Consider the following 19,789-nt stretch of genomic DNA (forward strand, 5'->3'; position numbering starts at 1 on the left):
GAGTTAGGTGCGCCCAGACTCCTCCCACGCCAGCTTCTTGCGGTAGATGGTCGACGGGCTGATCTCGAGTAGGGCCGCCGCCTTAGGAATGTTGCCATCGCACTCGTCGATGGCGTGTTCGATGGCCTCTTTCTCGACGATCCAGAGCGGGCGCACCGGGCGAGGTTCAGCACTCACCGGCGGAGCGGAGGGCGCCTCGCTAAGCGGCGCCACGGCGCGGGGGGCACCACTTAAAGGGGGCGGCAGCATCGACGGCTCGACCCGCTCGCCGTCGTTGAGCACCACTGTATTGCGGATGACGTTTTGCAGCTCGCGCACATTGCCGGGCCAGGGATAATCGAGCAGCACCCGGGCAGTCTCCGGGGTAAAGTCGACAAACCGGCGCCCCTCCTCCTTGACGTAACGCTGTAGCAGCTCGCGCGCCAGCAGCAGGATGTCTTCCCCGCGTTCGCGCAGGGGCGGCAGGGTCAGCGGGATCACGTGCAGGCGGTAGTAGAGATCCTCGCGAAAACGCCCGGCTTTCACCTCGACCAGCGGATCACGGTTGGTGGCGCAGACAAAGCGCACGTCCACCGTCTCGGTCTTGCCGCTCCCCACCTTCTGGAAACTGCCGGTTTGAATGAAGCGCAGCAGCTTGCTTTGCAGCTCGAGATCCATCTCGCAGATCTCATCGAGAAACAGGGTTCCGCCGTCGGCCAGACTGGCCGCCCCCTTGCGATCGCTCACCGCCCCAGTGAAGGCCCCCTTCATGTGACCGAAGATCTCGCTCTCCATCAGATCGTGGGGAATCGCAGCGCAGTTGAGGGCCACAAAAGGCCCCTCGCGGCGCGGGCTGCTCTGGTGGATGGCCTCGGCGCACACCTCCTTGCCGGTGCCGCTCTCCCCTGTGATGAAGACGGTCGCCTTGCTCGGCGCCGCGCTCTCGATGATGCGATAAACCGCCTGCATCGGCATCGAGGCACCGATAAAACCGGCAAAGCTCTGGCGCTCGAAGTTCTCGCGATAGTGGGCCACCAGCGAGCTCAGCTGCTGATGCTGCAAGGCATTGTGGGCGGTGGCGCACAGCCGCTTGCCGTCGAACGGCTTGGTCAGGAAGTCAAAGGCCCCCAGCCGCATCGCCTCAACCGCCGTGTCGGCCGAGCCGTGGGCGGTGATCACCACCACGGCGCAGGGGAGCTGCTGCTCGGTCACCAGCTTGAGGATCTCCATGCCGTCCATATCCGGCAATTCCAGATCGAGCAGGATCAGGTGAATGGGCTGGCTCTCCAGCACGGCCAGCGCATCCTGACCGCAGTGCGCCATGGTCACCTCATAGCCGGCTTGCAGCAGATACTGGCGATAGACCACGGCCAGACTCAGGGTATCTTCGACCAGCAGGATGCGGGGATTGGCTTGCGACACGGTGGGAATCCTTGAAGTTGGCATGAGGACAATTCTGCGCTGCCAACGCGCCCGGCTCAATCCCATTTCTCTTATCTATGTGCAAAATGCAAAAAAAGCGTCGATGCAGAGGCCATATCGCGGCATCGAGCGGGCCAGCCGCGTCGCGGTGAAGAAAGAGCGGTGCCGGCATGGACGAAGCAAGGCCCCCTCGTCTTGGCCATCTGCAAGATAGGGGGAAAAGTGATGGCATCCCGCTTCGGGCGAGGCCACCGACATGGCCAGACTCAGGGCCGGCCTCCATCTGCGCCGAAGTTCAATGCGCCGATGCACGATTGACAAATGATCATGCTGGCTCTGTTTTATTGATGCCCCGGCATGGGTCGCTACCACATTTTATTCCCGACCGATAGAGGGCATCACAGATGGGAAATACATAGATATGCACTCATTCATGCATGCCCAACCCGTTTTCTTTATTTGTTAACCATTGGTTTACAGCAATGAGATTCCCTTTGCAGGGCAAAGGGCTGACTCCCCTGGCTTAGCACAAAAAAAGATGATTACTGCGTTAACTATCGCTACTCCCCGCTGCATCGAACGGCAATATGACAATATTTCCGGGCGTTGAACCCGCTCATAGAAATGCGATCCCGGTTTGCCGCCACTTGCCGGGCACAGATAGAATCCTCTGGTCTGAAATCAACGACCCTGTTATCTCGCTTATCCGTTTGTCCGCTTCGGTAATGTCAACACAGGGAGCAATACTGTGCTGACGATGCTCCCCGCCATTATATTGATGGCATGGGACCTGCGGCCAATATAAAAATAAGGCAGCGGATAGGTGAAGAGAGAGGGTTGACCCGTACCCCAACATATAAAGAGAAAGGAGTATCGCCATGAGTGATACCATCATCAAATCCGCCAGAAATACCACCAAGGCAGCGCAAGATATTGGCCCTTATAGCCAGAGCGTGGCCTTCTCCCATTACAATAATATCTCAGCTCAATTACCGATTGTTCCTGATAGCGGCACTCTGATCGGCGGCGATATTAAGGCGCAGGCCAGACAGTGCCTGCACAATATAAAAGGGATCGTGGAGAGCATCGGGCATACCATGGACGATCTGGTCAAGGTGACCCTGTTTTTGCAAGACATCGGGGATCTCGATGCGGTCAACAGCGTTTATCGCGACTTCTTCCCCCATGTCATGCCGACCCGTACCGTGCTCGCCGTGGCCGCCCTGCCGCTGGGGGCCAGGGTGCAGATGGATGCCCTGCTCTCCAATGGGGAAGGCACCTTCCCACAGGCCCCCTGCCCGCTGGTTAAACTCTCGCGCAGCAGCGAGCGCGCACCGCACGATCCGCTCTCGACCCAGAGCGTCGCCTTCTCCCACTACAACAACATCGGTGCCCAGCTGCCCCTCGACCCCGCCTCCGGTGCCCTGGTGGCCGGCGGTATCCGCGAGCAGGCCGCCCAGTGCCTTAGCAACATCAAGGCGGTGCTGGAGCACATCGACGTGCCGTTTGACGACATCGTCAAGGTGACCATCTACCTGACCCAGCTCGCGGATCTGGAGGCGGTCGACGAGATCTACCGCACCTTCTTCCCCGATTCGGCCATCGCCCGCGCCGTGGCCTATCTGCCGGCCCGCTCTGTGATCAGCGCAGCCGCCCTGCCGCTCGGCGCCCGGGTGCAGATGGATGCGGTCATCTCCCACGGTGACGGCACCCCGCCACAACGGGTGGAAGACAGGCACAATCTGGTGATCCGCGCCCGCAATACCGATAAGGCGCCCCGCACTGCCCTTTCAACCCAGAGCGTCGCCTTCTCTCACTACAACCATATCGCCGGGCAACTCCCCATCGACATGACCACCGGCAAGGTGCTGACCGGTTGCGTCAAGGAGCAGACCGCCCAGTGCCTCGGCCATATCAAGACTATTGTGGAGAGCATCGGCCACGTGATGGACGATATCGTCAAGGTCAATATCCAGCTCGCCAATATTGAGGATCTGGCGGAGGTGGATGCCGTCTATACCCGCTATTTCCCGGACTATCTGCCGGCCCGCACCGTGCTCGGCATCAGCGAACTGCCTGCCGGCGCTCGAATCCAGATGGATGCGGTGATGTCCAATGCGGAAAGTACCCCACCCCAGGTATAAGTTACTGTATTTAAAACAAAAAACACCGGCCTGTTGCCGGTGTTTTTCTTACTGGATAATGAACCATTTTAGACATTCTGACGGTTATTCAATTCTACCGCCCGTGCATGTCTAGCTTCGATCTCAGCTTGACGATCTTTTGAACTAAAAACATCAACACTTATTCTATCGCGACTTAATTTAATGCCTCGTCCAATCTGTTCTCGGATTTTCTTTATTTCATTAGCGATGTTATGAAGATCATCTCCACCAAGCTCACTAATCCCTTCAAACTGGGCGAAGTCAATTACAAAAACATTACTATAAGGAGTACCCTCTACATCTTCGAAATAGATAGCCATATGTAAATACTGTTTAAATACAGCGCCTTCAACTTCACCACCAAGATCAATAAAGCTAAATAAATAGCTAGAAATTTCTTGTCCTATTCCCATGGATTGCAAGCCTTGGTTAAAAAGTGCGACCCTCTTAAATTTATCAACGATAGGGTCTCGCTCTTCCTTTATCTCATTCCCAACTCTGTCATAAAACCGAAAGGATATATTTCTAGCTATACCTTTCCCAAGATTATAAATCTTTACATTTACAAAGTTCATTCCAACATGGCTACCCTCTAATTGAACCCCAACATTAGGCCTGATGTTTTCTCGCCTAACATCCTCCAATTGTTTTATTTGGGCCTCTCTCAGATACCAAGTTTCTTTAGCTAAAATAAAAGTCAGTATCGCAATAGCCACGGTAGCAATTGCTGAGATCCAAGAGGAAATTGAATCAGCTGTTAGTGATGAATTACCTTGTAGATGATTCCCTACAACAAGCCCAAGAATAAACAGAAGTGGCGCGACAACAACCATACTAGTTACAAATAGTGGAATAAGACTCCTTTCATTCGAAGCTTCGCTCGACATTATCTTACCTTCTATCTATATCAACAATGAGAAAATAATACTATCGAATACAGATGGATAAGAGAAGATTGCTTTCCACGTTATTTTTACACCACGTTGTAAACCAATGCCCGTCAATCATTTTAACCTTGGATAAAACGGCATATCTTTTATGCGATTTTCATTCCAATAAAAAACGCCCCCCATCTTGCGATGGAGGGCGTTTTATTTTCCGGCTATTGGGCCAGAGTGGCCCAATGGTCAGCGATTACAGGGGCTGTTACAGGGACTCGGCAGTCGCCACCACGTTTTCCACGGTAAAGCCGAATTCCTTGAACAAGAGCTCGGCCGGGGCGGACTCACCGAAGGTGGTCATGCCGATGATCTTGCCGCCAAAGCCCACGTACTTGTACCAGTAGTCGGCGATGCCGGCTTCGATGGCCACACGCTTGGTGACGGAAGACGGCAGGACCGACTCCTTGTACTCGGCAGACTGGGCGTCGAACACGTCGGTGGCCGGCAGGGAGACCACGCGCACGGCGCGGCCCTTGGCGCTCAGCTGCTCATAGGCGGCCACGGCCAGCTCGACTTCGGAGCCGGTGGCGATCAGCAGCAGCTCCGGGGTACCGGCGCAATCCTTGAGCACATAGCCACCCTTGGCTACGTTGGCCAGCTGCTCGGGGGTCCGCTCCATCTGGGCCAGGTTCTGGCGGGAGAAGATGAGGCTGGTCGGGCCGTCGGCGCGCTCGATGGCGTGCTTCCATGCCACGGCGGACTCCACCTGGTCACAGGGGCGCCAGGTGCTCATGTTCGGGGTCAGACGCAGGGAGGCGATCTGCTCGACCGGCTGGTGAGTCGGGCCATCTTCACCCAGACCGATGGAGTCGTGGGTATAGACGAAGATGGAGCGCTGCTTCATCAGGGCAGCCATGCGCAGGGCGTTGCGGGCGTACTCCATGAACATCAGGAAGGTGGCGCCATAGGGGATGAACCCACCGTGCAGGGCGATGCCGTTCATGATGGCGGACATGCCGAACTCACGCACCCCGTAGTGGATGTAGTTACCGGCGGCGTCATCGTTGGTCAGCGACTTGGAGCCGGACCACATGGTCAGGTTGGACGGCGCGAGATCCGCAGAGCCACCCATGAACTCCGGCAGCAACTTACCGAAGGCTTCCAGGGCATTCTGGGAGGCCTTACGGGTGGCAATCTTGGCCGGGTTGGCTTGCAGGGCTTCGATGATCTTGGTCGACTCCGCAGCCCAGTTGGCCGGCAGATCGCCCGCGACACGGCGCTTGAACTCGGCAGCCAGCTCGGGGTGGGCAGCGGCGTAAGCGGCGAACTTGGCATCCCAATCGGATTCCAGCTTGCCACCCTTCTCCTTGCCATCCCATTCGGCGTAGATCTCGCTCGGGATCACGAACGGATCGTGGTGCCAGCCGAGGAACTCGCGGGCGGCCTTGATCTCGTCGTTACCCAGCGGGGAGCCGTGGCAGTCGTGGGAGCCGGACTTGTTCGGCGAGCCGTAACCGATGATGGTGCGGCAGCAGATGAGGGTCGGCTTGTCGCTCTCGGCCTTGGCGGCCTCGATGGCGGCGTTGATCGCCTCCGGGTTGTGGCCGTCGACGGCCGGGATGACGTGCCAGCCATAGGCTTCGAAGCGCTTGGCGGTGTCGTCGGTGAACCAGCCTTCGACGTGACCGTCGATGGAGATGCCGTTGTCATCCCAGAAGGCGATGAGCTTGCCCAGACCCAGGGTACCGGCCAGGGAGCAGGCTTCGTGGGAGATGCCTTCCATCAGGCAGCCGTCGCCCATGAAGACATAGGTGTGGTGATCGACCACGTCATGGCCTGGACGGTTGAACTGGTCGGCCAGCGCCTTCTCGGCAATCGCCATGCCCACCGCGTTGGTGATGCCCTGACCCAGCGGACCCGTGGTGGTCTCTACGCCCGGCGCATAACCATACTCCGGGTGGCCCGGGGTGCGCGAATGCAGCTGGCGGAAATTCTTCAGATCGTCGATGGAGAGGTCGTAGCCGGCGAGGTGCAGCAGGGAGTACAGCAGCATGGAGCCGTGACCGTTGGAGAGGATGAAGCGGTCACGTTCGGCCCAGGTCGGGTTGCTCGGGTTGTGCTTCAGGTGGCTGCGCCACAGCACCTCGGCGATGTCTGCCATGCCCATGGGGGCCCCCGGGTGACCGGAATTGGCCTTTTGAACAGCATCCATACTCAATGCACGGATGGCATTGGCAAGCTCTTTACGAGAAGGCATCTCTATCTCCTGCGATTGCTTCACTTGATTGCCCAAGACGGCGAGGCCGATATTCTCCCAGCAGGGGCCGCCGGGTGCAAACACTATCTGGCCGGCGATCTCGGCTTTGGGAGGCCAATCGCTTTTCTCGCTGCCGCAAACGATTGATTTTTAGCCGGGCGAGCCTTGGTTCGGCATAGCGGCACCACGGCCAAAGGATCACCGTCGTTTCCTGCTAAACGGGAAAAATAGTACTGGCATTCGCTCAGGGGCATAACTAAAATAGACGTCCAGATGTAGATACCTCTACAATTTATCCAGTTTTATCGGGGAGGTCGCCATGGGCGGCGTCCCCTCAACCACAGGCAAAGGCAATCATGGCAAAGCTGTTTACCTCCGAATCCGTTTCCGAAGGCCATCCCGACAAGATCGCGGATCAGATCTCCGACGCGGTACTCGACGCCATCCTGAAGCAGGACACCATGGCACGCGTGGCGTGCGAAACCCTGGTCAAGACCGGCATGGTCATGGTGGCCGGTGAGGTAACTACCTCTGCCTGGGTCGACATCGAACAACTGGTGCGCGACACCGTACGCGAGATTGGCTACACCCACTCCGACATGGGCTTCGACGCCGACTCCTGCGCCGTGCTCAACGCCATCGGCAAGCAGTCCCCCGACATCAACCAGGGTGTCGACCGCAGCGATCCTTACGAGCAGGGCGCCGGCGACCAAGGATTGATGTTCGGCTACGCCACCAATGAAACCGACGTGCTGATGCCGGCCCCGATCACCTACTCCCACCTGCTGGTGAAGCGCCAGGCCGAGGTACGCAAGAACGGCACCCTGCCGTGGCTGCGTCCGGATGCCAAGAGCCAGCTCACCTTCGCCTATGACGACGCAGGCAAGATCCTCGGCATCGACGCCGTGGTGCTCTCCACCCAGCACGCCGAGCACATCAATCACAAGGATCTGGTGGAAGCGGTGCGCGAGGAGATCATCAAGCCGGTGCTGCCGGCCGAGTGGGTCACCAAGGAGACCAAGTACTTCATCAACCCGACCGGCCGCTTCGTCATCGGCGGCCCCATGGGTGACTGCGGTCTGACCGGTCGTAAGATCATCGTCGACACCTACGGCGGCATGGCCCGTCACGGTGGTGGCGCCTTCTCCGGCAAAGACCCCTCCAAGGTGGATCGCTCCGCCGCTTACGCCGCCCGCTACGTGGCCAAGAACATCGTCGCTGCCGGTCTGGCTGATCGCTGTGAAGTGCAGGTCTCCTACGCCATCGGCGTGGCCGAGCCCACCTCCATCAGCGTCGAAACTTTCGGTACCGCCAAGGTGGCCGAGGAGCTGCTGGTCAAGCTGGTGCGCGAGCACTTCGAGCTGCGCCCCTACGGCCTCATCGAGATGCTGGATCTCAAGCGCCCCATCTACCAGGCCACCGCCGCCTATGGCCACTTCGGTCGTCCCGAGTTCCCCTGGGAGCAGACCGACAAGGCCGAGCTGCTGCGCAGCGCCGCCGGTCTGTAAGGCTTGAGAAGCAAAGAGGGGAGCCACGGCTCCCCTTTTTCATTATGCCGATGCACACCACCATGCACGCCGCCCTGAGCGAGCGGGTCGACGCCTGTTTTGCCCTGGCCGAAGCCCGCCTCGGACGCCCCTTCCCCCGTCCGCAGATCCGCTGCGACCTGCGCGGTCGCGCCGCCGGCAGCGCCCGCCTGCAAACCTGGGAGCTGCGCTTTAACCCGGCCCTCTACCAGGCCAACCAGGCCGCCTTTCACGCCGAGGTGGTGCCGCACGAGGTGGCGCACCTGCTGGTCTATGCCCTGTGGGGAACCGGTCGCGGCAAGGGCCGGGTGCTGCCCCACGGCCGCCAGTGGCAGTCGCTGATGCAGGAGATCTTCGGTCTCGAGCCGCGCGTCACCCACAGCTTCGACCTCGCGCCACTGGCCGAGCGCACCTTTGCCTATCGCTGCGCCTGCCAGCAGCACCAGCTTTCGGTGCGCCGCCACAACAAGGTGCGCCGTGGCGAGGCGCGCTATCACTGCCGCCACTGCCGCGCCGAGCTGCTCCCCGCCTAGCGGCAGAGGATGTCACCGGCTTGTGGTATGGTAGGCGCCCTTCGTTGTTTACCCCCAAATCAAGGAATGCTCATGTCCCGTCTGATGTTGTTCGTGCTCGGTGCCCTGACCTTTGCCAGTGCCCAGGCCCAGACCTTCCGTGAAGCCAAGCAGGATCTGGTCAAGCTCTACCAGAGCCACCCCGTCACCTTCTATTGCGGTTGCAACATCAAGTTCAACGGCAAGCAGATGGCCCCCGACTGGGAGAGCTGCGGCTACCAGCCGCGCAAACAGGCCGCTCGCGCCTCGCGCATCGAGTGGGAGCATGTGGTGCCGGCCTGGGAGTTCGGTCACCAGTTGCAGTGCTGGCAAGAGGGCGGGCGTAAGAACTGCGGCAAGAGCAGTGAGTTCAACACCATGGAAGGGGACATGCATAACCTCTTCCCGGCCATCGGCGAAGTCAACGGGGATCGCGCCAACTACGGCTTCTCCGACTGGAACGGCAAACCGAACCAGTATGGCCACTGCCAGATGCTGGTCGACTTCAAGAGCCGTCAGGTGCAGCCGCCCAAGGGGCCGGTGCGTGGCCAGATAGCCCGCGCCTACCTCTATATGAGCCAGCAGTACGGGCTGCGTCTGGCGGGCCAACAGCGTAAACTGTTCGAAGCCTGGGACCGGCAGTACCCGGTCGACGCCTGGGAGTGCGAGCGCAACCAGCGCATCAGCAAGCTGCAAGGCAACAGCAACCCCTTCATCGACAGACAGTGCCAATAAGCATGCGAATTCCACGAATCTATGAAGCGGCCCGGCTCGCCCCGGGCCTGACCCTCCCCCTCGGCGAGGAGGCGGCCAACCACGTCGGGCGGGTGCTGCGCATGCAGCCCGGCCACGAACTGGTGTTGTTCAACGGCGGCGATCAGGAGTATCCCGCCGTCATTCGTACCGTGACCAAGAAAGGGGTCGAGGTGGAGGTGACCGGGGCGCGCGACAACCCGGTGGAGTCGCCGCTCGCCATCCACCTCGGTCAGGTGATCAGCCGTGGTGACAAGATGGATTTCACCATTCAAAAAGCCGTGGAGCTCGGCGTCACCGCCATCACCCCGCTCTTCTCCGAGCGCTGCGGCGTCAAGCTGCCGGCCGACCGGCTTGAGAAAAAGCGCGAGCAGTGGCAGAAGATCGTCATCAGCGCCTGCGAGCAGTGTGGCCGCAGCCGGGTGCCCGAGGTGCGCATGCCGATGGAGCTGGCCGACTGGATGCGTGAAGAGACGCCGGATCTCAAGCTCAACCTCCATCCGCGCGCCGAATACAGCATCAACACCCTGCCCGCCCCCGAGCACGGGGTGCGCCTGCTGATCGGTCCCGAGGGGGGGCTGTCGGAGCAAGAGATTGCTGCTACCGTAGAGCACGGTTTCAAGGAGATGCTGCTCGGCCCGCGCGTGCTGCGCACCGAGACAGCGGCACTGACCGTCATCACCGCCTTGCAGTGCCGCTTCGGCGATCTGGCCTGATATCCGGAGCCTGCCCTGACGGGCTCCCTCACAGAAGGAATTTCCGATGACCATCAAACTCGGCATCGTGATGGACCCCATCTCGGCCATCAACATCAAGAAAGACTCCAGCTTCGCCATGCTCGAAGAGGCGCAAAAGCGCGGCTATGAGCTGTTCTATCTGGAGATGAAGGATCTCTACATGCAGGGCGGTCGGGCGTTTGGCACCATGCGCCCGCTGACCGTCAACTATGACTATGCCCACTGGTTCACCCTGGGTGAGGTCGTCGATCAGCCGCTCTCCAGCCTCGACGTGATCCTGATGCGCAAGGACCCCCCCTTCGACACCGAGTTCATCTACGCCACCTATATGCTGGAGCGGGCCGAGGATGAGGGCACCCTTATCGTCAACAAGCCCCAGAGCCTGCGCGACGCCAACGAGAAGCTCTACACCGCCTGGTTTGCCGAGCACACCCCGACCACGCTAGTGACCCGCCGCGCCGACAAGCTGCGCGCCTTCCACGCCGAGCACAAGGATGTCATCTTGAAGCCCTTGGACGGCATGGGCGGCGCCTCCATCTTCCGCATGAAGGAAGATGACGCCAACGTCGGGGTCATCATCGAGACCCTCACCGCCCACGGCAGCCAGTACTGCATGGCCCAGACCTATCTGCCGGCCATCAAGGAGGGGGACAAGCGGGTGCTGGTGGTGGACGGCGAGCCGGTGCCTTACTGCCTGGCGCGCATCCCGGCCCAGGGCGAGACCCGCGGCAACTTGGCCGCTGGCGGCCGAGGTGAGGCGCGCCCCCTGAGCGAATCGGACTGGGCCATTGCCCGCGCGGTGGGCCCGACCCTGAAGGCCAAGGGGCTGATCTTCGTCGGACTCGACATCATCGGCGACCGTCTGACCGAGATCAACGTCACCAGCCCCACCTGCATCCGCGAGATTGAGGCCGCCTTCCCGGTTCACATCAGCGCCATGCTGATGGACGCCATCGAGCGCAGGCTCGGCAAGGCCTGACCACGCGAGGGGGCCACGGCCCCCTCAATATTGAGACGACGCAACTGCCATACTTGCAGCACGCAGCACAAGCGACACGGAACCATGCACACACTGCAAAACCACTTTCTGCTGGCCATGCCCAGCCTTCAGGACCCCTACTTCGAGCGCTCCCTGGTCTACCTGTGCGAGCATAACGCCGAGGGGGCCATGGGCCTGGTCATCAACATCCCCACCGACATGCAGGTCGATGAGCTGCTGGAGCAGGTGAAGATCGACCATCCCGCCACCCAGGCGCTGAAGCAGCCGGTGTTGCAGGGCGGGCCCGTGGCCAGCGATCGCGGTTTCGTGCTGCACAGCCACCGAGCGGGTTTTGGCTCCAGCCTCACCCTGAGCGATGAGCTGATGGTGACCACCTCGCGCGATATCCTCGAGACGCTCGGCACCGCAGAGGCGCCCAGCCACTGGCTGGTGACCCTGGGTTATGCCGGCTGGAGCGCCGGCCAGCTCGAGCAGGAGCTGAGCGATGGCGCCTGGCTCATCGTGCCGGTCGATACGCGCCTCATCTTCGCCACCCCGGTGCACGAGCGCTGGGGCAAGGCGGCCGCCAGCATCGGCATCAACACCCTGCATCTTTCCAGCCAGATTGGCCACGCCTGAGGTACACCATGAGTTCACGCAGCCTGATGGGCTTTGATTACGGCACCAAGAGCATAGGGGTGGCCGTTGGGCAGGAGCTGACCGGCTCGGCCTCGCCGCTCGGCTCCCTCAAGGCCAACGATGGGATCCCCAACTGGGATGAGATTGAAAAGCTCATCAAGGAGTGGCAGCCAGACCTGCTGATCGTCGGCCTGCCGCTCGATATGGATGGCACCGAGCAGGAGATCACGGTGCGCGCCCGCAAGTTCGGCAACCGCCTGCACGGCCGCTTCGGCAAACCGGTGGAGTTCAAGGACGAGCGCCTGACCACCACCGATGCCAGGGCCCGTCTGTTTGAGCGCGGCGGCTACCGGGCGCTCGACAAGGGGAGCGTGGACGCCGTCTCGGCCCAGCTTATTCTGGAATCCTGGTTCGAGTCGCACTACTGAACCGCCACCCGACCATGACAAAGGGGCCAGCATCACTGCTGGCCCCTTTCTCTTGCCACCGCCGCCTTATTCAGTGAAGACGCACACCATCATGGGTGAGGAGAGCGAGCCGATGGCCACCGCGTTTTCCCCCATGGGGCTGATGTAGAACGACATCTCGTTGCGCAGGCTGGCTTGATTGAGCACCTCGGCAAACAGGGGATCGGGGATGTTGTCCTTGCCCATCACCACCGGCTTGTCGAGCGTCAGCCGGTACTCGTTGCTCTTGGGCAGGCGGTAGGAGAAGTGCAGCAGCCGCAAGACTCGGTAGTGCTCCTGGCTACGCTCAAGGTGGCCGTTGATCAGCATGGAGCCGCGGTGCTGCGTTCCGATATTGAAGGTGATGGTCCCTCTAAATTGCAGATCCGGCTCCTGCGAGGTGTCGTTGTACTCCATATTTCCCTCACAAGAGAAATAGTCAACTTGCGAGTCGGCCAATCCCTCCAGACGATGCTGATAAATGAGGAAAGAGAGTATCAGGAGAACACATGAGATCAGTATTTTCACTTCAGCACCCGATTATAAAAATACTTGTTTGAGCAATAAAACACTGACTCCTCATCCTCCTGCGGGCAATACGCCATAAAGATTTTCCCTTCCTCACCATAATAAACCATGCGCTGTGCGGAGAAGATCACCTTCGCATTTCGCTGTTGGCATTTGTGAGGCAATTCAGGATCGATATCATCCAGCGACTGCTGAATTCTGTGCGCGACATCAACCGGCAATTTGGTGTAAGCATACAGGGTGCACTTATCCAGTTTGCCAAATTCAATCGTATTCTCATACAGGGCATCGCTGTGATGCTTGGCCACATAGAGTGAGAGACCAAATACACTACATGCCACCAGCAGCAGCAGATTCGTCACCCAGCCCCACTGTCGCCCTTTTTGTGGCGGCACCGAGGTCGCCGGAATGAGAACGGGCTCGGGGATAGGCATAGGTGCGGGCTCTTGCGCCTCTTCTGGCAAGGCCTCGACCGTGATGCAATCAGAAATGGTAAAGCCAAGACGCGGCACCGAGACAATCACACCATCGAGATTGGAGAAGGTCGCGAAGGTTTTGCGCAGTATGCTCACGTACTGGTTCAGCGAGCTGTTAGAGGCCGTTTGCCCCTGCGACTCCCACACGTTGGTCAACAGCTCCTCACGCGCCACGGCACGGCCATAAGACTCGATCAGCAGACGCAGGATGCGATTGGCGGTCGGCGTGAGTTTTTTCTCCTCCGTTTCAGGGTCATCGTAAGCGGACAACACCCCGGCCTCGGAATCATAAATAACAGCATTGGCAATAAGATAACGCATACCCGTCCTAATTAGAGCCGTGAGCCAGCCAGCAAACTAACCCGATATAGCTACAGCAATGCCCTCAGCAAATCAAGCCGAGCTGCGAGGGGATGTCGCCTATCTAGGCATATCAACCCCGTTGCTTGTCACATATTTGGAAAATGGCCGGCTGGTACTGTCCTTGCGGCCAACGATGACACCCGAGTCATTAGCGCAGGCGCTAATCGTAACTGAACATGACCTGGGCGGTGGCGACTATGGTGCCCGGCACCAGGTTTTTCTCGTCAAATGTCTTGTAGGAAGCCTTCAGATAGATGTTGTAGTCACTCTCCAACTTCTCCCCTTTGCTAATGCTAAAGAGCTCCGTCGTGCCCGCCCCTCTGGAATAGCCGTTGGAGAGGGTCAAGGTCTTGCCCATCACGTCGCTCAATATGATCCCCACCCCTTCCGCGCTGCTCTCATTATTAGACATGATGGTGCCCGTGCTGCCATTGTCATCGACCAGATCATGGCTGGAGAGCCACGCCATGATGTTACGAGTCGATGTGGTGACACTGGTCTGGCTGCCACACTCGATGGGCACCTCAAAGAGCCGGCCGGGGGCCGTGCCATTACTCACCAGCCTGGCGTAAGAGGCCGGTGGCAAGGTGATGGTAACATCATGGGTCACCTCACAGGTGGTCTGATTCGGTGCATAGGTGATGCTCAGCGTCTCGAACGCCAGAAAATCATCGGTATCCCAACCGCTCGACGCCGTATCGTTGATCATGTAGTTGAGCGCCTTCTGACCATAGGTGGTGCGGTTAAAGATACCGCCGGTCGAGGAGCTGGCACCGCCATGGCCGCTGGCCACCACAGGCACCAGATTGGCCACGCCGCTGCTGACCGTCTTGCTGTTGGCAGAGGTGATGTCCGAGGGTTTTTGGGTCAGCAGGTTGGCCGTGATGGTATAGGAGCCTTGATACCCCGACAGACTGTGAGTCCCCCCGATACCGCTCACCCCCTTCTTGCTGCTCTCGACGGTCACGGTGAATTTAATCCAGTAGGTCAGCGCCGTCTCGTTATCGTTGAACACCACGTAGAAAGGCGCGCCGTTGAGGGCGCTGAAGAAGTAGATGTTATCGGTGAGCCCATAGGTACAGGTCATCTTGCCCGACCAACTGCTGGTAAAGGTCTTGGAAACGGATCCCACGCCGTTGAGAAACGCACGGGAGAGGTTCCAGGTCTTGTTGGACTCCTGAACATGTTTCTTGCGAAAGATGCCGCTGATAAGACCCCCGTTGTAGGGATCACAGGTATCGCCAAGTAAGCCACGCGGGTCACGGGGCTGAGTCGCTCCGTGACCCGTCATGGGCACCAGCAGGATGGCCCATGCCATGCAAAGGGTATAGAAAAATTTTGACACGTTACTGTCTCTCGCGGTCGATTCGATACCAATGCAATCGTGATCATCTGGTGAGCAAAGGCGCTCATCCCACTGTGATTGCAAGCCTGATAACCTGCCTTACCGACGATGATGGCAAACCGCCATCCACCTCCTTGCGAACATCGACATGGTAAAGCGAGGAAGGAGGGCATTCTGAAACCCAGAGCCCATCCATTCTAATGAGTGCGCAAACGCGCTTATTCGTAGTTAAACATGATCATGGCGGTGGCCATCACGCTACCGGCCTTCACCGTGTCATAGGCCTTGTAGTAGGCCTCCATGTAGACGTTGTAATCCGAATCGAGTTTTTCCCCTTTCTCGATCGTAAATAGCGAAGTGGCGTCACTGCCAGAAGAAGAGGTATTGACCAGAACGATATCCTGCCCCATGTGATCGCGCAGCGAGATGCCCACCCCCTCTGCTTCGCTCTCCTCATTGACCATGATGGTGCTGCTGCTCGCCTCGTTGAGCAGATCGTTGCTGGCCAACCAGGAGGTCACACGCCGGGTCGATGTATCCAATACGGTGCCCGAATCACAGGTGATGGGGATTTTGAAAAAGCGCCCCGGAGCCTGCCCCTGCGAGATCAGGCGAGCCAGCGTCGCGGGAGGCAATTGCACCGTCGTGTCCTTCGCATCGCAGGTGGTCTGGTTGGGGCTAAAGACAATGGTGAGCCGTTCAAAGGCGATGAAGCGCCCCGAATCCCAATTGCTGGCAACAACGTCATAGATGTTGTAATTACGCGCTATGTTGCCGTATTGCATGGCGCTAGAGCCCTTGTCGGCCCCCCCATGACCGCTCACCACAGCCGGGATGATAGTGACGACACCGTTGCTCGTCTTCTTGCTGTTGCTACCGCTGATATCCTTGGGGCTGCTCTTGAGCAGTGTGACGGTCAGGGTATAGGTGGTCTGATAGCTCCCGATGGAGTGAAAACCGGCGGTTCCGCTCACCACCTTCTTCCAGGGGTCAAAATCCACGGTGAATTTCAACCAGTAGGTGGTGTCACTGGTCTTGTCACTGAACTCGACATAGAAGGGCTCGTTGTCTTTCGGGCCCATCAAGCCGCTGAAATAGAACATGTTATCGGCGCCAATCCCCCACACACAGTACATCCGGCCGTTCCAGGCCGTGGTGTTGGTGATGGTGATGGTATCGCTGTTGAGGAAGGCCTTGGAGAAGTTGAAACTCTTGACCGACTCCTTCACCTTGCCGGTGACGTCACAGGTGTTGGCAAACGCCCCACGGGGGGCGGCCACCTCGGCCGACTGGGCCGGCACCACGCACCACAGCAACACGGTTAGCATCAATGTCTTTATCAACATTCCCCCTCCAAAGAGCATGTCTGAAGCATCAGGAGTCCATCAGGCAGAATTCCTGCCAGAGAAAGCCCTGTCCCAGGTCACATCCGGCATCAATGGCCAGGTGCACGTCCTCTGCCGTCTCGATCCCCTCGGCCAGGATGGTGTTCGACACCTTGCGGCATGCTTTGACAAAATCGGTCAGCCCCTGACCCAAGGCCTTGAAATGGGCAAACAGGCGATGGGAGATCTTGATACCGTCGATTTTCAGTCCCATCTCGATGCACACCATCAGGGCAAAGGCGGTGATATCGTCGATCCAGACCTCCACCCCCATCTTGCGCATGGCATGGACATGGTTGGAGAACAGTTGCAGCTCCTCTCCGTGCAAGCGGTGCAGCGCTTCCGGGTCCTGAATCTCAATCACCAGGTGCATCTCTTCGACACGGCTCAGCGAGCTCATGATGCGGCCAAACAGGGCGGCATCGAGCAAGGACTCCACCGGCAGATTGATGAAGGTTTTCTTACCGCGCTTGCTGCTGGTCACAAACCCCACCTGGCGGCAAAACAGATCCACCATCTTGGTTGTCGTCATTGTCGAGAAATACGCTTCCAAGTCGATCGACTGGTGCATTTTGAGCAATACCTCATGACCAATCACGTGCTCGGTATGCAGATTGACAATCGGCTGAAAACGATAGCAAGGCATAAAACCCTCAATACATAAATCTACGATTAACTACAGGTATTAATGCCACTTTCATGGACATCATAAATAATGCACTGCTCAGCCACCTTGGCTTTGCGATACTTAATTTTTATGCGCTCTGGTAGTTCATTCGATTTGATATACACCTGGCTCCCTTGCGCAACATATCCAATTTCCTGGTCATGGCCGTTATAAACTACGGCACCAAACGGCAATTCATTCCCGCCTCCATCACGAATATCCATGAGGTAATTTTTACGGGTATCGGTCTTATATTTGATATTGATGATACTGCCCTCATAAGGGGCGACGCGGGCAATATTTCCCAGTACATCAACCTCACTGTCCGTTTTGTCGTCACTCTCCAGCACGAAGTCGTTCATGCGATAGGCCACCGCCCCCGACACCAGGGCTCGGCCATGCTTGTCGGTACGGCGCCGGCTATCACCGTTGATGGCCGCATTCTCCACGCCGGGCGCATCCACGATGACAAAGGTGTTGCCGGTCTCGGCCGTGAGCAGCACATCATCGGCATAAGCCAGGACGGTCCCACTGGCCCCCAGACTGACCTGGCGATAATCGCTCGCCTCTGTCAGCCCGGCATTGAGGCTCACCTTGTTGGCATTCCATGCCCCGTAGAGATCGACAGACTTGCTGTTCCCCAGGTGGTCGTGGGCGGCACTCAGGCTATAGTCCACCTGCTCCAGCCCTCCGCTCATCCCGAGGTTGGTCGACTGGTACCCTTGCTTGTCGAAAGCGGTGCGCGCCGTCATGCTGGCGGGGCTGTCGAACAGCGTCATCGGGATGGTGACACTCAGATAAGCACTGTTTTCACTCTGGCGATGTCTCTTCAGCTGGGCACTCAGCGCCCCTTCTTCCTCTTGCTGCACCTCGTCGTAGTTCTGGTCATAATCCGAGCGTCGCAGCGACAGGGTGTAGCTCGCCTTACCTATGTTGTTGTTGTAACTCAGGCTGTACTGCTTGGTGACCTTGTCATCGCTCCAGTAGTCACTCACGTAGGCATCAAAGGTGAAGCGGCCGTACGGGTCGGGCAGGTTTTGCGACAACGAGACGCTGAACACCTGCTTGTTACGCTGCTCGGCCTCCGTCTTGGCTCCCTTGGCCGACACGAAGTCGGAGAAGGAGAGGAAGTTACGGGTGCGATAGTAGTAGTTAGCCAGCGTCAAGTTGGTCTCGGTCGCAAAGTACTTACTGTAAGAGACCGAGTACTTCTCCCCGCTCTTCTTATGGCCGTTCAGGTCATAAAAAGATTGCTCCACGTTCGCCGATACCGAGCCGATATAGGGCAGGGAAACCGCACTGCCCAGCAAATAGGAGCGATAGTCGCTACTGCCGGTCAACCCACCGAACAGGGTCCAGTAATTATTGATGCCCCGGATGTAAGTCCCCTGAGCAAACAGGGGATGCTCGTCATTTCCCTCTTGGTGGACCTCACCGATATTGAAGTGATAGTCATCACTACCGGGACGCATCATGTCGGCCATGGTGGCAAACGGCACCACGAAACGCTCCGTTTTCCCTCCCGAGTTCTTGACCTCCACATTGAGATCGCTACGAGAACCGGTCGGCATCAGATCGCGGATGGCAAACGGGCCGGGGGGAACCGACATCTGGTAGATCGAGTGGCCATCCTGATAGACAGTGATGACGGCACTGGAGCTGGCCTCCCCACGCACCACCGGCATATAGGTGCGATCCTTGTCCGGCAGCATGCGCACGTCCTTGTCCAGCGTCACACCACGAAAATGCAACGAGTCAAAATAGCTGGAGGTGGTGTAACGATCGCCGGCACTGGCGACGCTGGTTATCTCCGGCAGCGCCCGCTCCAGATAGCGGGAGTTGCTACGCCAGCTACGCTGACCGCTGATGCCTTCATAACTGAAGTTAGAGACATCACGAAAGTGCCATGCCCCCAGGTTTAGCCCGCTGTGCAGTGACACAAAGGCACTCTGGTTGGTATCAAACGAACCATCTTTGGCACTGGCACGGTAGTAGCTCGCGTTGTAGCTGCTGTAGAAACCATTGATGCCCGGGTCCCACTTGTCGGGGTTGACCCAGTTACGACTGATCTCTTCTACATAGGCCTGGGGCAGCTCCAGCATGGCCTTCATCTCGCCAAACTGCAGGTCACTCGTGCCACCATGGAGCAACTCAGCGAGGGGGATCTCTTCCTCTTCCTGAGCCATCTTTTGCGCTGGAATATCCAAAATACCGAGCGCGGGGATATCAGCCTGACGCACATAGATGGCATCGGCATGGTTCTCCACCACCCGCAGCGTGAACTTGCCGCGCCACTGCTGGTTTACATAAACCTCAAACTCGTAAGCCCCCGGCGCAATCATCAGCGCATCGTCGTTCCAATCCACATCGGAAGAGGCGCCCACCAACAGGCTCGAGTTAAAAGTTTCGGCATATACGGTAGAAAGCGGCAGTGTAGATGAGATGACCTGCAACAACAGCATCCTCATCACAACAACACTCTTGTTCATCTTCATCAATATATGCCCGTAGCCAGCGAGTTAATTAGAGAAGGGCAAAACGTTGTGCCCCAAAGTCATCCAGATAACTGATCCGATATTGGCCGCTACCATTCATCGAGGCCGGCACGGCAAGACAGGAATGGGGAGCGATAAAAAGCGCCTCATCGAGTAAATTACCCTGCACTTTCTTTTTCCTGATTACCCATGACC

The 19,789-nt window shown here is 58.3% G+C and carries 17 protein-coding genes; 8 read left to right on the forward strand and 9 right to left on the reverse strand.

Annotation, left to right across the window (positions count from 1 at the left end):
* Window positions 1-3: 3 nt before the first annotated feature.
* Entirely contained in the window at window positions 4-1,401 is a 1,398-nt protein-coding gene (locus BN1134_RS08105) for a sigma-54-dependent transcriptional regulator (protein WP_042046473.1), read from the reverse strand.
* A gap of 878 nt (window positions 1,402-2,279) precedes the next feature.
* On the opposite strand from BN1134_RS08105, the gene BN1134_RS08110 reads away from it, so the two are divergent.
* Window positions 2,280-3,545, forward strand: coding sequence for a RidA family protein (locus tag BN1134_RS08110; protein WP_042046474.1), 1,266 nt, complete (start codon window positions 2,280-2,282; stop codon window positions 3,543-3,545).
* A 68-nt stretch (window positions 3,546-3,613) separates the two neighbouring features.
* On the opposite strand, the gene BN1134_RS08115 is transcribed toward BN1134_RS08110, so the two are convergent.
* The gene (locus tag BN1134_RS08115) at window positions 3,614-4,453 is read right to left on the reverse strand and encodes a hypothetical protein (RefSeq protein ID WP_156991709.1); all 840 of its coding nucleotides are present in this window, start codon (window positions 4,451-4,453) and stop codon (window positions 3,614-3,616) included.
* Window positions 4,454-4,712: 259 nt separating this feature from the next.
* Window positions 4,713-6,704, reverse strand: coding sequence for a transketolase (gene tkt, locus BN1134_RS08120; protein WP_042046476.1), 1,992 nt, complete (start codon window positions 6,702-6,704; stop codon window positions 4,713-4,715).
* Window positions 6,705-7,060: 356 nt separating this feature from the next.
* On the opposite strand from tkt, the gene metK reads away from it, so the two are divergent.
* From metK to ruvX, 7 genes are all read left to right on the forward strand, one after another.
* The gene (gene metK, locus BN1134_RS08125; RefSeq protein WP_042046477.1) at window positions 7,061-8,212 is read left to right on the forward strand and encodes a methionine adenosyltransferase; all 1,152 of its coding nucleotides are present in this window, start codon (window positions 7,061-7,063) and stop codon (window positions 8,210-8,212) included.
* A 62-nt stretch (window positions 8,213-8,274) separates the two neighbouring features.
* Window positions 8,275-8,763, forward strand: a complete 489-nt coding sequence (locus BN1134_RS08130; RefSeq protein ID WP_198133155.1) for a SprT family zinc-dependent metalloprotease — start codon at window positions 8,275-8,277, stop codon at window positions 8,761-8,763.
* 72 nt (window positions 8,764-8,835) lie between these two features.
* Window positions 8,836-9,516, forward strand: a complete 681-nt coding sequence (locus tag BN1134_RS08135; RefSeq protein ID WP_042046479.1) for an endonuclease — start codon at window positions 8,836-8,838, stop codon at window positions 9,514-9,516.
* A gap of 2 nt (window positions 9,517-9,518) precedes the next feature.
* The gene (gene rsmE / locus BN1134_RS08140) at window positions 9,519-10,250 is read left to right on the forward strand and encodes a 16S rRNA (uracil(1498)-N(3))-methyltransferase (RefSeq protein WP_042046480.1); all 732 of its coding nucleotides are present in this window, start codon (window positions 9,519-9,521) and stop codon (window positions 10,248-10,250) included.
* Between the two features lie 46 nt (window positions 10,251-10,296).
* Window positions 10,297-11,250 (forward strand): glutathione synthase, encoded by a 954-nt coding sequence (gene gshB, locus BN1134_RS08145; protein ID WP_042046482.1) that lies wholly within the window; start codon window positions 10,297-10,299, stop codon window positions 11,248-11,250.
* 84 nt (window positions 11,251-11,334) lie between these two features.
* Window positions 11,335-11,889 (forward strand): YqgE/AlgH family protein, encoded by a 555-nt coding sequence (locus BN1134_RS08150; protein WP_042046484.1) that lies wholly within the window; start codon window positions 11,335-11,337, stop codon window positions 11,887-11,889.
* Between the two features lie 8 nt (window positions 11,890-11,897).
* Complete coding sequence (gene ruvX / locus BN1134_RS08155) at window positions 11,898-12,317, forward strand: Holliday junction resolvase RuvX (protein ID WP_042046485.1); 420 nt, start codon at window positions 11,898-11,900, stop codon at window positions 12,315-12,317.
* Window positions 12,318-12,383: 66 nt separating this feature from the next.
* On the opposite strand, the gene BN1134_RS08160 is transcribed toward ruvX, so the two are convergent.
* The 6 genes from BN1134_RS08160 to BN1134_RS08185 all read right to left on the reverse strand — a co-directional run bounded on the left by BN1134_RS08160 (window position 12,384) and on the right by BN1134_RS08185 (window position 19,567).
* Window positions 12,384-12,752: a FidL-like protein gene (locus BN1134_RS08160; protein ID WP_042046486.1), complete on the reverse strand. Its 369-nt coding sequence runs from the start codon at window positions 12,750-12,752 to the stop codon at window positions 12,384-12,386.
* 107 nt (window positions 12,753-12,859) lie between these two features.
* Window positions 12,860-13,660 carry a winged helix-turn-helix domain-containing protein gene (locus BN1134_RS18870; protein WP_052449446.1) on the reverse strand — a complete coding sequence of 267 codons (801 nt, stop codon included), beginning with the start codon at window positions 13,658-13,660 and terminating at the stop codon, window positions 12,860-12,862.
* A 202-nt stretch (window positions 13,661-13,862) separates the two neighbouring features.
* Window positions 13,863-15,047 carry a fimbrial protein gene (locus tag BN1134_RS08170; RefSeq protein ID WP_156991711.1) on the reverse strand — a complete coding sequence of 395 codons (1,185 nt, stop codon included), beginning with the start codon at window positions 15,045-15,047 and terminating at the stop codon, window positions 13,863-13,865.
* Window positions 15,048-15,265: 218 nt separating this feature from the next.
* Window positions 15,266-16,393 carry a fimbrial protein gene (locus tag BN1134_RS08175; protein WP_052449447.1) on the reverse strand — a complete coding sequence of 376 codons (1,128 nt, stop codon included), beginning with the start codon at window positions 16,391-16,393 and terminating at the stop codon, window positions 15,266-15,268.
* A gap of 28 nt (window positions 16,394-16,421) precedes the next feature.
* Window positions 16,422-17,078: an EAL domain-containing protein gene (locus tag BN1134_RS08180; RefSeq protein ID WP_042046492.1), complete on the reverse strand. Its 657-nt coding sequence runs from the start codon at window positions 17,076-17,078 to the stop codon at window positions 16,422-16,424.
* A gap of 26 nt (window positions 17,079-17,104) precedes the next feature.
* Window positions 17,105-19,567 (reverse strand): fimbria/pilus outer membrane usher protein, encoded by a 2,463-nt coding sequence (locus BN1134_RS08185; protein WP_232300612.1) that lies wholly within the window; start codon window positions 19,565-19,567, stop codon window positions 17,105-17,107.
* Window positions 19,568-19,789 lie beyond the last annotated feature (222 nt).

The sequence above is a fragment of the Aeromonas simiae genome (genome assembly GCF_000820125.1).
Taxonomy (GTDB): domain Bacteria; phylum Pseudomonadota; class Gammaproteobacteria; order Enterobacterales; family Aeromonadaceae; genus Aeromonas; species Aeromonas simiae.